Source organism: Cohaesibacter celericrescens, assembly GCF_002866925.1.
GTDB lineage: Bacteria > Pseudomonadota > Alphaproteobacteria > Rhizobiales > Cohaesibacteraceae > Cohaesibacter > Cohaesibacter celericrescens.
Genome location: NZ_PKUQ01000031.1, coordinates 185,273 through 199,318, shown reverse-complemented (window position 1 = coordinate 199,318; position 14,046 = coordinate 185,273). Strand labels below are relative to the sequence as shown.

The 14,046-nt window shown below is 49.6% G+C and carries 16 protein-coding genes; 10 read left to right on the top strand and 6 right to left on the bottom strand.

The features are described 5' to 3' along the window. Nucleotides 1–3: 3 nt before the first annotated feature. Nucleotides 4–1,038 carry a uroporphyrinogen decarboxylase gene (gene hemE / locus C0081_RS15240; protein WP_101534922.1) on the bottom strand — a complete coding sequence of 345 codons (1,035 nt, stop codon included), beginning with the start codon at nucleotides 1,036–1,038 and terminating at the stop codon, nucleotides 4–6. 544 nt (nucleotides 1,039–1,582) lie between these two features. Here hemE and C0081_RS15235 point away from each other — a divergent pair. From C0081_RS15235 to dnaQ, 5 genes are all read left to right on the top strand, one after another. Then, nucleotides 1,583–2,431 carry a pyruvate, water dikinase regulatory protein gene (locus C0081_RS15235; RefSeq protein ID WP_101534688.1) on the top strand — a complete coding sequence of 283 codons (849 nt, stop codon included), beginning with the start codon at nucleotides 1,583–1,585 and terminating at the stop codon, nucleotides 2,429–2,431. 85 nt (nucleotides 2,432–2,516) lie between these two features. Beyond that, nucleotides 2,517–3,113, top strand: a complete 597-nt coding sequence (locus C0081_RS15230; protein ID WP_101534687.1) for a Maf family protein — start codon at nucleotides 2,517–2,519, stop codon at nucleotides 3,111–3,113. A gap of 6 nt (nucleotides 3,114–3,119) precedes the next feature. Further along, nucleotides 3,120–3,992, top strand: coding sequence for a shikimate dehydrogenase (locus tag C0081_RS15225; RefSeq protein WP_101534686.1), 873 nt, complete (start codon nucleotides 3,120–3,122; stop codon nucleotides 3,990–3,992). A 9-nt stretch (nucleotides 3,993–4,001) separates the two neighbouring features. After that, nucleotides 4,002–4,601 carry a dephospho-CoA kinase gene (gene coaE / locus C0081_RS15220; RefSeq protein ID WP_101534685.1) on the top strand — a complete coding sequence of 200 codons (600 nt, stop codon included), beginning with the start codon at nucleotides 4,002–4,004 and terminating at the stop codon, nucleotides 4,599–4,601. A gap of 51 nt (nucleotides 4,602–4,652) precedes the next feature. After that, nucleotides 4,653–5,393 carry a DNA polymerase III subunit epsilon gene (dnaQ, locus tag C0081_RS15215; RefSeq protein ID WP_342587675.1) on the top strand — a complete coding sequence of 247 codons (741 nt, stop codon included), beginning with the start codon at nucleotides 4,653–4,655 and terminating at the stop codon, nucleotides 5,391–5,393. Between the two features lie 189 nt (nucleotides 5,394–5,582). On the opposite strand, the gene secB is transcribed toward dnaQ, so the two are convergent. Both secB and C0081_RS15205 read right to left on the bottom strand, forming a co-directional pair. Then, on the bottom strand, nucleotides 5,583–6,080 hold the full coding sequence (gene secB, locus C0081_RS15210; protein WP_101534684.1) for a protein-export chaperone SecB: 498 nt from the start codon (nucleotides 6,078–6,080) through the stop codon (nucleotides 5,583–5,585). Between the two features lie 189 nt (nucleotides 6,081–6,269). Beyond that, a complete protein-coding gene (locus C0081_RS15205) occupies nucleotides 6,270–6,887 on the bottom strand; it encodes an FxsA family protein (RefSeq protein WP_101534683.1) in 618 nt (205 codons plus the stop codon). A gap of 151 nt (nucleotides 6,888–7,038) precedes the next feature. On the opposite strand from C0081_RS15205, the gene C0081_RS15200 reads away from it, so the two are divergent. The 4 genes from C0081_RS15200 to C0081_RS15185 all read left to right on the top strand — a co-directional run bounded on the left by C0081_RS15200 (nucleotide 7,039) and on the right by C0081_RS15185 (nucleotide 10,061). Next, nucleotides 7,039–7,761, top strand: coding sequence for a Tim44/TimA family putative adaptor protein (locus C0081_RS15200; protein WP_101534682.1), 723 nt, complete (start codon nucleotides 7,039–7,041; stop codon nucleotides 7,759–7,761). A gap of 103 nt (nucleotides 7,762–7,864) precedes the next feature. Next, entirely contained in the window at nucleotides 7,865–8,980 is a 1,116-nt protein-coding gene (gene mltA / locus C0081_RS15195; protein WP_101534681.1) for a murein transglycosylase A, read from the top strand. Between the two features lie 2 nt (nucleotides 8,981–8,982). Next, nucleotides 8,983–9,609: a Smr/MutS family protein gene (locus C0081_RS15190; protein WP_245417965.1), complete on the top strand. Its 627-nt coding sequence runs from the start codon at nucleotides 8,983–8,985 to the stop codon at nucleotides 9,607–9,609. 50 nt (nucleotides 9,610–9,659) lie between these two features. Continuing rightward, nucleotides 9,660–10,061 (top strand): helix-turn-helix domain-containing protein, encoded by a 402-nt coding sequence (locus tag C0081_RS15185; protein ID WP_101534680.1) that lies wholly within the window; start codon nucleotides 9,660–9,662, stop codon nucleotides 10,059–10,061. Between the two features lie 2 nt (nucleotides 10,062–10,063). Here C0081_RS15185 and hslU read toward each other — a convergent pair whose 3' ends face one another. The 3 genes from hslU to hslV are packed head-to-tail and all read right to left on the bottom strand — an operon-like array spanning nucleotide 10,064 to nucleotide 13,009. Continuing rightward, nucleotides 10,064–11,371: an ATP-dependent protease ATPase subunit HslU gene (gene hslU / locus C0081_RS15180; protein ID WP_101534679.1), complete on the bottom strand. Its 1,308-nt coding sequence runs from the start codon at nucleotides 11,369–11,371 to the stop codon at nucleotides 10,064–10,066. Beyond that, nucleotides 11,368–12,462, bottom strand: a complete 1,095-nt coding sequence (locus C0081_RS15175; protein ID WP_101534678.1) for a hypothetical protein — start codon at nucleotides 12,460–12,462, stop codon at nucleotides 11,368–11,370. Before C0081_RS15175 ends, hslU begins: the two co-directional genes overlap by 4 nt. Further along, complete coding sequence (hslV, locus tag C0081_RS15170; protein WP_101534677.1) at nucleotides 12,449–13,009, bottom strand: ATP-dependent protease subunit HslV; 561 nt, start codon at nucleotides 13,007–13,009, stop codon at nucleotides 12,449–12,451. Before hslV ends, C0081_RS15175 begins: the two co-directional genes overlap by 14 nt. Nucleotides 13,010–13,449: 440 nt before the next feature. Here hslV and hisB point away from each other — a divergent pair, with 440 nt between their 5' ends. Continuing rightward, nucleotides 13,450–14,043, top strand: a complete 594-nt coding sequence (hisB, locus tag C0081_RS15160) for an imidazoleglycerol-phosphate dehydratase HisB (RefSeq protein ID WP_101534675.1) — start codon at nucleotides 13,450–13,452, stop codon at nucleotides 14,041–14,043. Nucleotides 14,044–14,046 lie beyond the last annotated feature (3 nt).

The following is a 14,046-nucleotide window of genomic DNA, read 5'->3' as shown; positions in this document are numbered from 1 at the left end:
TCACTATCGGTTTGAGTATGACCGCACCCGTTCAACCAGCCTATGCACCAGATTGATATCCCCTTGTGGGGTGATGCCATGACCAAGATTGAAAATAAACGGGCCGGCGCTCCAAGCTTCCATGATTCGATCAATCGATTCATCCAAATCAGAACCACCAGTGATCAAGAGCGTCGGATCGAGATTGCCCTGCAAAGCCACTTTGCCTTGGAGCGTGTCTCGCGCCCAATCCAAAGGTACGGTCCAATCAAGTCCAATCGCATTGACGCCGGTTGCTTCGACAAAGCCTAGCAAACGTTGGCCAGCTCCTTTCGGAAAACCTATGATTTTAGCATCCGGTACTTGTGCCCGTACACCTTTAACGATCCGGGCGATTGGGTCCTGCGATGCGGTGAGAAACAATTTGTCGTCCAGTACGCCAGCCCAACTATCAAAAATCTGAACTGCGTCAGCGCCACATTGCAATTGCTTGATCAAATAAAGAATGGAAGCATCAACCAAAACATCAATCAATTGTTTAAAAGCTTCTGGTTCTCGTCTCGCGAACAAACGAGCCGGTGCTTGATCTGGTGTGCCATGGCCCGCAATCATGTAGGTGGCAACAGTCCAGGGAGCGCCACAAAAACCAAGGAAGGTGGTTTCATCGGGCAGTGTCGCTCGAATGCGTTGCACAGCTTCATAAACAGGGGAAAGCTCGGTTAGAACCTTTGAAGGATCAAGATCAGCAATTTCTTGTGGGGTTATCGGATCAAGCTGAGGTCCTTCCCCTTGAACAAACCTTACTGAACGCCCAAGTGCATCTGGTACAACCAAAATATCTGAAAAGAGAATTGAAGCGTCAAATCCGAATCGCCGAATAGGCTGCATTGTCACTTCGGTAGCCAGTTCGGGATTGTAACACAGATCTAGGAAGCTTCCTGCATCCGCTCTGGTTGCTCGATATTCTGGCAGAAATCTACCAGCTTGTCGCATCAACCATATTGGTGGAATATTTTCAGTTTGGCCGTTGAGTACATTGAGAAGGCGTCGATTGGTCACTGTTTGGTCTTCCTTTTTGTGTGATCCCATATGACCACGATCGTCCCGAATTTCCTATAATAATTTCTTAGATTAAGATTTTGTTTATTCTTTTAGACCGTGGATTGTGGGGGTTCTTTTTCACCCACACGTCGCCCACAGTCAGCGTGGAAAACCTTATTTTTGGTTTCGCCTCGCAGGCAAAGGCGATTTTGGGATTACGGGGACAAGTCAGTTTGTGCAAGGAATCCAGCATGCTTGCCTGTGGCCAATGTCTTAAATTACGAGGAACAGTTTCGTAACTGATTTTGAATAGTTTGTGCATTAATTGTTTGTTAACCTTCGTTAATAGACTGTTAACAAAACCAAGACTGCTCAATCGAGCTTGGGGATGAAACTGAGGGTAAGGAGGATGAAAACCTTATCTGTACCAAAAAAGGATTTTTGTCCCATGTTGCCCACAGGCCTTGGGGACGAATCATCCGAGCGCCAGAGTTATAGATTCACGTCACGATAAGAGACTGACGGGCCCGCGCCAGACGGTTTGACCAACAAGGGGACAGAAATGCGCGACCAATTTTTCCATTTGCATATGATTTCTGACGCAACGGGAGATACGTTGCGTGCAGTCGGGCGGGCTGCATCGGCGCAATATTCCCATGCACGGGTTGTTGAGCATATACATTCCATGGTTCGAAATGATCAACAGCTCAGTGATATACTCGAGAAAATAGAGCTAGAACCCGGCATAGTTCTTTATACCTTGGTCAATAGCGATCATGCTCAGAAGTTGGAAACTGCCTGTCAGCAGCTGCATATTCCGGTTTATAATGTACTCAGCCCAATATTTGATCTGTTTCAGTCTTATCTGGGCTCTTCACAAACAGGCCAAATCGGAGCACAACACAGCCTCGATGCCAGCTATTTTCAGCGCATTGAGGCCATGAACTTCACCATGCTGCATGACGATGGTCTGTCTCCCCATTCTATTGGCGAGGCCGATGTCGTCATTCTAGGCATCTCCCGTACGTCAAAAACACCCACGTCTGTCTATTTGGCGCAGCGCGGGTTGCGGGTGGCAAACATTCCCATCGTTCCAGATATTGCTCTGCCAAAAGCCTTATTTGCACTCAAAAAGCCATTCATCATCTGTTTGATTGCCAGTTCCCGGCACATTCTACAAATCAGGCACCATCGTATTTTGGGGCTACCCGCCAACAGTCAGGAAAGCGATTATCTCAATCGCAGCGTTATCAACGAAGAAATCGCTTATACAAGACGGATCTGCCAGCGAAACCAATGGCCGATATTGGATGTAACGCGCAAATCAATTGAAGAAACTTCCGCTGAAATACTCAAAAGCTATCAACAGCATTGTCGATATCTGGCGGAAATGGTGCAAAATAGACGGTGAAATCAGGGAGAGATGGCGAACAGTTTGTTTTCTTTGCCACTTGTTCTAAACAAATATCAAAACCCCAACCCGATGGACAAATTTTATGGATCCACTGATTCTTGCTTCCAAAAGTCAGGCCCGTTCGAGCCTGTTGCGTAACGCCGGGCTATCTTTTGATTGTGTTGCCGCAGAGATTGATGAGCGTGCCGCCGAACAACCCCTTGTTAAAGCGGGTGGCAGCCCTCAAGACATTGCAGAGCTATTGGCTGAAGTCAAAGCCGTGGAAGTTTCGAACCGCTATCCCGGCCATCTGGTTATAGGTGCAGACCAAACGCTTGGCTTTGGCGCACAACGGTTTAACAAACCGCAAGACGACGCTGCCGCACGCGCCCAACTGCTTGATCTGGCGGGCGAAAGCCATCAGCTGCATTCGGCGGTCGCCTGTGTAAAAGATGGGCAAACCTTGTGGAGATATATATCGACAGCCACCCTAACCATGCGTCCATTAAGCCCCCAGGAAATAGGGCGTTATATGGCCCGTGTGGGTGAACCTGTGCGCTCCTCTGTCGGGTGTTATCAATTGGAGGGTCTAGGTGTGCAATTGTTTGAAAAGATAGACGGTGATTATTTTACCATCCTCGGTCTGCCACTATTGCCGTTGTTGGGTTACTTTAGGGATCAACAGGGATTGGAGTTCTAACAAACCATGTCACAAAGCACGCATGCCAACACTGCAGTCTTACCAAAAGCCTTTGTCATTGGCTGGCCAATTGCCCATTCCAAATCACCGACCATCCATACCCATTGGCTCAAGCAAAATGGCCTTTCTGGCAGTTATGAAAAAATCGCGGTAGAACCATGTAATTTGGAACGCTTCGTCGGAAGCCTTAAGGACAATGGCTTCGTTGGCGGCAATGTCACAATCCCGCACAAAGAAGCCATACTGTCCTTTGTTGATGTGGTTCACACCAACGCCAAGCGTTTGCGGGCCGCCAATACGGTCTGGTTTGAGGGTGGAAAATTGCATGCGGATACCACGGACGGCTACGGATTTTTGTCCAATCTTGATCAACATCAGCCCAATTGGGATCAATCCTCTGATGGAAAAGCGCTTGTTTTGGGCGCGGGCGGAGCGTCTCGCCCAATCATCAATGGCTTGATAGAGCGAGGATTCAAAACCATTACGCTAGTGAATCGAACCAAAGAGCGGGCTGAATCTCTCGTTGAAACATTAAGAGAGCTCGGGATTGGCAGTTCAATGGTGGTCGGGGACTGGCAAGATAGATCGGAATTGCTGGCCGAATGTTCCCTTTTGGTCAATACCTCTTCTCTTGGCATGGTAGGTCAACCGCCGCTGGATCTGTCTCTTGATGCCCTACCAAGTTCTGCGTTGGTCACAGACATTGTCTATACACCGCTAGAAACGAACTTGCTGCGAGACGCAAAAGCACGTGGCAACGTGACCGTTGATGGATTGGGCATGTTGTTACATCAAGCCGTACCGGGCTTTGAGCATTGGTTCGGCGTTCGTCCTGCGGTAACCGATGCATTGCGCCAATTGGTGCTGAGCACCACATAGGAATTTGAGATGATCAAGATTGGTCTCACTGGCTCAATAGGCATGGGCAAAACAACCACCGGCCAAATGTTTGTCGCACGAGGTTGTCCCCTTCACGATGCCGACGCTACCGTGCATCGGCTTTATTCAGAGCGCGCTGCACCGTTGATTGAAGAGGCCTTTCCCGGAACAACTAGCCCTCAAGGCGTTGATCGTGCGGCTTTGTCTAAGCATGTGATTGGCAAACCGGAGGCTATGAAGCGGCTTGAGGCCATCATTCATCCCTTGGTGCGTGAAGAAGAAAAAGAATTTTTCGAAATGGCAAAATTGGACGGCTCACAAATCGTGGTGCTGGACATTCCGTTGTTGTTTGAGACAGGTGCAGAAGATCGGGTTGATGTTATTGTCGTCGTATCGGCCCCTGAAGATATTCAAAGACAGCGGGTTTTGGCGCGTGATGGTATGACCGAAGACAAATTTGCAGCGATCAAAGCAAGGCAAATGCCTGATGCAGAGAAACGCCACCGCGCAGATTTTATTGTCGACACTGGCCAAGGCTTGGAAGCGGCACAAGCACAGGTGGACAGCATCCTGGCCACCATCAAAAGCCGATTGGCAGCGGACGCCTGATAGACCATACTTACCAAACTGATTTGATCCCATTTCAAAAAGAGAATTTCAATGGCGCTGCGAGAGATTACCTTCGATACAGAAACCACCGGGTTTGACCCATTTTCGGGCGATAGAGTGGTGGAAATTGGCTGTGTCGAGCTGATTAATCACTTGCCCAGCGGTGAGACTTTCCACGTCTATATCAATCCTGAGCGTGATATGCCCGAAGGGGCTTTCAAAGTGCACGGCCTTTCAGAAGAATTTCTGTCAGACAAACCGAAATTTTCTGAAATTGCGCAAAGTTTTCAAGAGTTCATCAAGGACACGCCGATAATCGCGCACAATGCATCCTTTGATGTGAAATTCCTCAATTGGGAGTTGGAGAAGGCTGGATTTGGCAAAATCGATGATCAATATGTCATTGATACCTTGGCGATGGCCCGTTTGAAATTTCCGGCGGGGCCCAACAGCCTCGATGCGCTTTGCAACCGTTTTAATATCGACAATGGCAAACGCACCTTGCACGGTGCGCTTCTTGATAGTGAAATTCTCGCAGATGTTTATCTTGAACTGATCGGCGGTAGGCAAACTAGTCTGCTTCTTGCAGGGGAAGAAGAGGATGGATCTAGCCAGGATGGATCTGATGGCGGAAAACGCCAGCGGGCCGCTGCAAAACAGCGACCAACACCCCTACCCTCCCGTCTATCCCAAGATAATATTGAGGCGCATTTGACTTTCTTAAAGGAAATCAAAGGTGAGAGCTTGTGGTCGCGCTATCTGCCCAGAGAAGCATCAGATTTAAACGAATAGCTTGTCTTTTGGAAAATCAGAAGGCGAACACCTAAAAGCGTCGTAACCATCTCTATCACCAAGATAGAGGCTGTATGGATTCACGTGAAACGTCCATTTTTCACGATATATTGACCGCGTGCTTCCTTTAGGCAAATAAAAAGCCGACTGATTTCAGCCGGCTTTTTAAATAGTTTCTTTCACAACATTTTACTGTTGGGTCTGATTGGCTTGCTCTTGGGCTGCCAGTTCCATCATACGTTGACGATAGAGCTGTGCAAAATCGATTGGATCGACATTCAGTGGAGGGAATCCACCTCGCATCGTCGCATCGGAAATGATCTGACGAGCGAACGGGAACAGCATCCGTGGGCATTCGATCATAACAAACGGATGCAGCTGTTCCTGCGGTACGTTTGAAATGGAGAAGATGCCTGCATAGAGCAGCTCGACGTTGAACAGAGTGTTTTCTCCGTCCATTGCAGTTGCGTTCAGCGTCAATTCAGCTTCGAACTCATTCTCGGACAGAGGAGCAGCGTTGACATTGATCTGTACATTGATTTCCGGAGCATTCTCGCGAGGACGCAGGGAATCTGGAGCGTTTGGATTCTCGAATGACAGATCCTTGATATATTGCGCCAGAATACGCAGGCCAGGGACTTGTGGCTCTTGACCTTCGGCTGCGCCATTTTCTTGTGCGTCGCTCATAAAACTATTTCCTGATATCTTGAGTTTAAAACACTTGGGGATCTCTAAAAGAAACCCATGGCTAATATGCGCCTAGCATGACAGGCCGTTTGAAACAAGGAGGCCACATCAATAGCATCGGTATTTGGGCGGGTTTGCCCACGTTTATGCAACCAAAACCGCACGGGCCTATCTGGAACCGAATCTGGCTTAGGGTTTCCCCCAAGGAGATTTTTTGTCATTTTCGCTCGCGGGGCGCGCTTCAATGGCATCACGATCTGCTACTTCATTGAAATCTTCTTCATCAAGATCAATGATCGATGGATCCACAGGCTGATTAGGGTATCGTGCCCCCGCCCCTTTGGCATTGTCTGTTGAGTAGGTGTAGCTTTCGTAATAAGTGCCTTTTGTCCCGCCGAATGGATCGGAGGAAAACCCGGTTGCTTGGCTGTGCATGCCTGTCAGTGTCATGCGGCTTTTGAAGAAGGAAAAAATCCCGCTTCGTATGGCTGGCACCAAAAGAAGAAAACCAAATGTATCGGTTACAAAACCCGGGGTGAGCAAAAGAAGCCCAGCCGCCAACAGCATGACACCATGGGCCAGTTCACGACCGGGAATATTGCCGTTATTCATTTGATTTTGCGCTTGTCCAAGCAAAGCAAAACCCTGTTGGCGCAAAAGTATGGTTCCAATGAAGGCCGTCAGCACGATACCGAGAAGCGTATTGATGACCCCAATTTGTCCGCCAAGGATAATAAAGACGCCAATTTCGAGAATTGGAACGATCAATAACAAGAATGGAACAAAGGGGAAGAGCGATTTTCGCATGGTTTTTACGGATTCTCCTCAAAAGCCTGTTTTTTTTAGGGGTCTGACGGCTTCATTTCTGGATTTGCGACCAACCCTCCCCTACATATAGAAAGAAATATGAAACTTGCAGGCCTTTTCTGCAAAAAACAAACGGACCTAGGCAAAATACATGTTCGATTTCGATGTCACTACGATTATTTTCCTTGTTATCGCAGTCGTTCTTTTCATGCGCTTGCGCGATGTGTTGGGAACCAGAACAGGCAACGAACAGGAGCCTTATGATCCCTATGCAGATAAGGATAAGGGCCACGAGGGTCATGCTCCTGGGGCTGACGACATAGGGGACAATGTTATTTCTCTTCCCGGTCGGGCCGAGTCTGAAGCAATGGAAGCCGAAGCAAAAAGCAAACAGCTTGAAAAAATCGCGCCAGAAGGATCATCCCTCAATGCCGTTTTGAGCCAGCTGATGGCCGTCGATAAAAGCTTTGACCCCAAAGAGTTTGTTTCTGGTGCGCGTGCCGCCTATGAAATGATTGTCACGGCTTATGCTCACGGCGACAGAAAAACGCTGAAAAAGCTGTTGGCTGCGGACGTCTTTGCTGGCTTTACCGCTGCATTGGATGAACGTGAAGCACAAAAATTGCGTGTTGACTTCACCTTCATCGGTATCAATAAATCCTCCATTATCGAAGCGGAAGTCGCCGGTGGCGACGCACAGATCACAGTGCGCTTTGTATCGTCTATCACGTCTTGCACAAAAGACGAGATTGGGCATGTCATTGAGGGTGATCCGAATGCCGTTGAAGAGGTGACTGACATCTGGACATTCAGCCGCGATGTCAACAGCCGCAATCCAAATTGGAAATTGATTGGCACCGAATCGGCGCAATAAAGCCTTTGTCGGCATCCAAGCGATTGTTACATCCTGTGCTGCTTTTTGGTAAAGCAGCACAGCAAGGAGTCGCGTGACTCATCCATAGGAGTGGCTCAACCGAATGGCGGGTCTTATAAAAACGGGCTTTACAGAGCTTGAAGGTTGGGATGAAGAAGACCATAAGGCGGCATTTGCCGCCTTTCGTCATTCCTCATCCTATTTGTTACAAAGTCCTCCGACCTCTCGTGAGAAGAGCGCTCGAGCTCAAGACTTACTCTTGATCGCGCAAAAGGCGTTCGATTGCTCACAAGACCTAAATGCACAGCAAGCGCGCTGCTTTTTTGAAGACAACTTTCAACCTTATCAATTGCAACAGCATGGGCTTTTAACGGGCTATTACCAACCGCAATTTGAAGGTCGCCGCACGCCGGATGCAGACTTTTGTCACCCGCTGTACAAACGCCCTGGCGATCTGATTCCTATTTCAAGCAAACAAGCGCTGGCAGCAGGCTTCACCAAAGAGACCAGTTTTGCTCGCGAAACCGAGCAAGGCCTTGCTTTTCACCTAAGCCGTAGTGAAATAATGGCTGGTGGCCTTGATGGTTTGGGTCTTGAGTTGGTATGGCTGAAAGATCCTCTGGATGTCTATATCATTCATATTCAGGGGTCTGCGAGGATTGTACTGGAAGATGAAACAATCCTGCGTGTCGCTTTTGATGGTAAGTCTGGTCACCCCTATCAGTCTCTTGGCAAGATACTGATTAAAAAAGGTATTTTCTCCGCTGATACCATCACAATGGATGGCTTGATGGCTTATATCAAAGCACTGGGCGACGCCGGCTCCAAGTTGTTGGCCGAGAATCCTTCCTATATTTTCTTCAAGCAAGTGCAATCTGACGGCAACAAGCTGGTGCAAGACCCCGATCAGGGCCCCGTTGCGGCGGCTGGCATACCGCTTGTTGCGATGCGCAGCATGGCAGTTGATCGCCATCGCCATACATTCGGTTTGCCCTTTTGGCTGCAGACCAATCTGCCATCGGGCGAAAATGAGCAGACCCCGTTCAATCAACTAGTCTTTGCCCATGACACCGGTTCTGCTATCACAGGCGCGGCTCGTGGTGATTTGTTTGTCGGCACAGGCGCCCAAGCTGGACAGCTTGCAGGCAGACTTCAACAACAGACGGCCTTCTTTTGCCTGATGCCTATCAAACGCACTGAGAATGCGGAAGGGTCCTAACCGTGGCTAAAAAACCGCTTATCAGTCGCAAGGATGCCAAATTATGGCAATTGGTGGCCCGTACTGTGTCGCCAATGGAAGGCAAATCTGCCGAACTGAAAGCGTTGATTGAAGGCTTTGATCAGCCTAAAAAAACAAATCCAGACAACCAGCCCGATCCGCAACATCCGGTTCAGCGACGACGGGCTAGCGGTGCAGAGCTGGAGGCACTGCGACAAGCAGGCATTGCCGGCAATGATCGGCCAAAATCGGGCAAGGCACCACCATTGAACAGCCTTGATCGCAAAGAGAAAAAACGCATCGTACAAGGGCGTGGGTTTATTGATGCCCGTCTTGACCTGCACGGTATGACACAAAGGGAAGCCCATGGGGCTTTGTTTGGTTTTTTGCGCAGTTGCCATACCAATGGCTGCAAACATGTGTTGGTAATCACCGGTAAAGGCAGTCGTGGTGAGACCGAGACCTACACCATCGGGCCAGAAAAGGGCATCTTGCGGCGGGTCGTGCCCAAGTGGTTGTCAGAGCCTGAAATTCGCTCGATTATTGTAGGTTTTGAAGAAGCACACCCAACGTTGGGTGGTGGTGGTGCCTTGCATATCCGTTTGAGAAGTCGTAACAAATTAAAATAGATGTCCAGATCTTAAGGCCGATCAGAGGCCCGACCCATAGGAATGGAGCCATGACACCTTTTGGTGCGAAACTGCGGCGGATGCGTCTGCAACGCAAAATCTCTCTAAAGGAAATGGCCGAACGCCTTGATGTCTCCAGCGCCTATCTCTCAGCCCTTGAACATGGCAAGCGCGGCAAGCCAACCTGGTTTCTGATTCAGCGCATCATCGCCTATTTTAATGTCATTTGGGATGAAGCAGAAGAACTGCAACGGCTGGCTGAAATTTCCGACCCTAACCCTACCATTAGGACCGCAGGGCTAGACCCGCACGCAACAGAGTTGGCCAACCTGTTGGCTGATCGTATTGATCAACTGTCGGTCGATAGTCTCGAAGCGTTAATTCTGCAATTGCGCGCGGCTTCGTCTCGGGACAAAGGTCTGGGAAGCCCAGACCTTCGGGATCAAACCTGATTTTACAGGATATAGCGGCTTAGATCGATATTCTTGGCCAGTTCACCGACATGTTCATTGACAAAATCACCGGTAATTTCAATGGCCGCTCCGGGTTTGTCTGGAGCATCAAAGGAAATGTCTTCAAGAATTTTTTCCATCACCGTCTGTAAACGACGCGCGCCGATATTTTCTACCGAGCTGTTTAGCTCTACGGCGATATCCGCGATGGTGTCGATGGCATCGTCAGTGAAGGTTAGGGTCACCTCTTCAGTCGCCAGCAAGGCCGAATATTGTTTGGGCAGATTGGCTTCGGTTTCTTTCAGGATGGCACGGAAATCTTCCCGCGTCAGAGCGCGCAACTCCACACGAATAGGCAAACGACCCTGTAGTTCAGGCAACAGGTCAGACGGCTTGGCCACATGAAAAGCACCAGAAGCTATAAACAAAATATGGTCGGTTTTGATTGGGCCATATTTTGTGGTCACCGTGGTGCCCTCGATCAACGGCAGCAAGTCGCGCTGTACGCCCTCGCGTGAGACATCTGCCCCGCCCCGCCCTTCGCTGGCACAAATTTTGTCGATTTCATCAAGGAAGACAATTCCGTTATTCTCAACCAATGATATCGCTTCCGAAATGATTTTATCTTCATCCAAAAGCTTGTCTGATTCTTCATCGATAAGAAGAGCATAGGAGTCTTTAACCTGGATTTTGCGCTGTTTGGTGCGGCCACCAAAGGCCTTGCCAAACATATCGGATAGGTTCATCACACCCATCGATCCGCCTGGCATACCAGGCACTTCAAAATTCGACATAGGGGATGTGTTGTCGGCCACTTCGACTTCGATTTCCTTGTCGTCCAGCAACCCGCCCCGCAGTTTTTTGCGAAAGCTTTCGCGCGTTGCAGAACCTGCTCCGGGACCGACGAGCGCATCAAGGACCCGTTCTTCGGCGGCGGCATGTGCTTTGGTGCGCACATCTTTACGACGGGTCTCACGGGTGAGTGCAATGCCTGTTTCGATCAGATCACGGACGATCTGCTCAACATCACGCCCAACATACCCCACTTCGGTGAATTTGGTTGCCTCGATTTTAATGAAGGGCGCATTGGCAAGTTTGGCAAGGCGACGAGAGATTTCGGTCTTGCCGACGCCCGTGGGGCCGATCATCAAAATATTTTTCGGCAGGACTTCTTCCCTGAGGTCGTCATCTAGCTGTTGCCGCCGCCAACGGTTGCGCAGCGCAATGGCAACCGCACGTTTGGCATCTTTTTGGCCAACAATAAAACGATCAAGCTCGGAAACGATCTCACGAGGTGAAAAATTGGTCATTTGGAGTATCCTTTCGGAGAAATTGGCGGTAACAGGCGCATAATGGCACGCTTAGCAAAGGGGCGCAGGATCAATCCGCGTAGGGAAGACCAGCCCGACCCCAGCATCAAAACAAAAATGCCAAGCACCAAAAGAGTGACGGATAACCCGACTTTGTCACCCAAATCGATCTGATCCAACAAAGCCGCAATGGCAAATCCTAGATAGCCTATGGCAGATGCCAACAGAGCACGACGGTCGATCACAAGCGCAAACAGACCAATCACCAAAATCGTCACGATTGTGGCAATTGCAGCTACCGTGCTTTGGTTTTGAGCGACAAAGAGGGAGAGAATGGAATGTACAATCAACGAAGCTGCAACCAAATGCAGCCAGAAAGCAGTGTCGCTGTTGACGGTTCGCCGCAGCGGATCTTGCATATCAAACCAAAGGGCGAGTACAAGACAACCCACTCCGATGGCCATTAGCCACAGATTGAGATAATTGGCCAACAAATCGGTGTCAATCACAGCGATGCTATACAAAAACAGACCGATGCCAACAAGCGACAGAAAAGCGGGCGTAATAGGAACGCTGAAACGCTTGTAAAAGCCCCACCCTGCAACAAGCCCAAAAACAAACGGTGTGATCTGTAACCACGTAATATCTGGATGATCATATGAACTGGACAAATCCCAGATGGGGTTTGTGCTGCCCAAGATAAAGGTCACCAACCCGACCGCTGCCAATGTACTAAAGGTGACAAAAGCACCTGTTAGCAGAATAGACGGTAAGGAAAGCCTCAGTTTTTTCGAAAGCCATTCGGCCAGAAGCCAACTGACCGTCATGGCACCAGCGCAAACTCCAAACCAGTGCAGAGGAGAATCGTCGGTGATCAAAGAGGCGCTAAAAAAGTAACCGGCAAAAAGGATAACAAGTCCGATGGAAATGAATATGTCGTGGAACCCACGCGCAAAATGCATCTCTTCGGGGTCTGCATGCGGAGCCTGTTCAGACTCATCACCGGTCAGGAAGGCCAGCAAAGGCGCGATCTGGGCTTTATCAATCAGACCGCGTTCGCTGGCTTGATGTAGCAATTCATGATTGATCATCAATCACTTCCACGGTTAGATGGTCATTGGTATAGACGCAAATCTCGGCAGCAATGCCCATTGCTTTTCGTGCAATTGCTTCGGCATCCATATCGGTATCCATCAACGCGCGTGCAGCTGCGAGGGCATAATTACCCCCCGACCCGATGGCGGTGACGCCATATTCTGGCTCCAGTACATCGCCAGTGCCAGTTAAGACCAGAGACACGTCCTTGTCGGCCACGATCATCATGGCTTCCAGCTTGCGCAAATAGCGGTCTGTACGCCAGTCTTTGGCCATGTCGACACATGCACGGGTGAGCTGTTCGGGATATTGCTCAAGTTTGGCTTCCAGCCGCTCAAACAAAGTGAAGGCATCGGCCGTCGCGCCGGCAAAACCGGCTATCACGTTGCCTTTGCCTAAGGGGCGCACCTTGCGGGCATTGCCCTTGATCACGGTTTGCCCAAGGCTAACCTGACCGTCGCCTGCAATAACGACCTTATTGCCTTTACGAACGGTGACAATGGTTGTTCCGCGCCAACCGGGAAAGCTTTGTTGATTTGTCATTCTCAAACATGTTCCATTCTGTCGCTCGCTCCGTGCGAGCCAAAAAGATCACCGCCATAAGGACGGTTGATCGAGAGGTTGAACCCAATGTAATCATCAATGCCTGATTTTCAATCGTCGTGTGGGCGCTTCAAAACGGCACGGGGTATCCGTTATAATAGGAGGTATCGCGGCATTTGTTTGTGTTCCGTCAACAAAGACATCAAAAATCACAATGATACAGGCTTTTCCCGTCCACTTTGGGTGCCTAACCCTATGGATTTGTCCAGATGGCCCTGATACATAAGATCATAACGAGAGAACGGTCTACCAAACCCTGCCATTCCGGTGAGGACCATTTGACTGTGAACTGCTCAAAACCAAGACTTTTTGCTGTTTCGCCCATGCCGAGAAGCGATACAGCGCCGATCTGAGTTAAGTCCAAGCCAAGGAACGCAGTCATGCGCACAGCCACAATCAGTCGCAAAACCAATGAGACACATATTTCGCTTTCCATCGATCTAGATGGCACGGGCGCTTACAATATTGCGACTGGCATCGGGTTTCTGGACCATATGATTGATCAACTGTCTCGCCATTCGCTCATCGATATGGACATCAAGGCCGACGGTGATCTGCATATTGATTGCCACCACACCGCAGAAGATGTGGGGATTGCTCTGGGCCAAGCCTTTAAACAGGCGTTGGGCGACAAAAAGGGCATTGGGCGGTATGCCGATGTACATCTTCCCATGGATGAGACCATGACCCGCGCTGCTGTGGATGTGTCAGGCCGTCCCTTCTTTGTCTGGGACGTCACCTTTACCCGCGACAAAGTCGGTGACTTTGACACCGAGTTGTTTGAAGAATTTTTCAATGCGTTTGCGATCAACGCAGGCATTACGCTGCATATAGCCAATCTTTATGGTACCAATAACCACCACATTGCCGAGAGTTGTTTTAAGGCGGTTGCTCGCGCTCTTCGGCAGGCGGTGGAACTGGATCCACGTCAAGCCGACCGCGTACCGTCGACCAAGGGAACTCTGAACGGATAAACT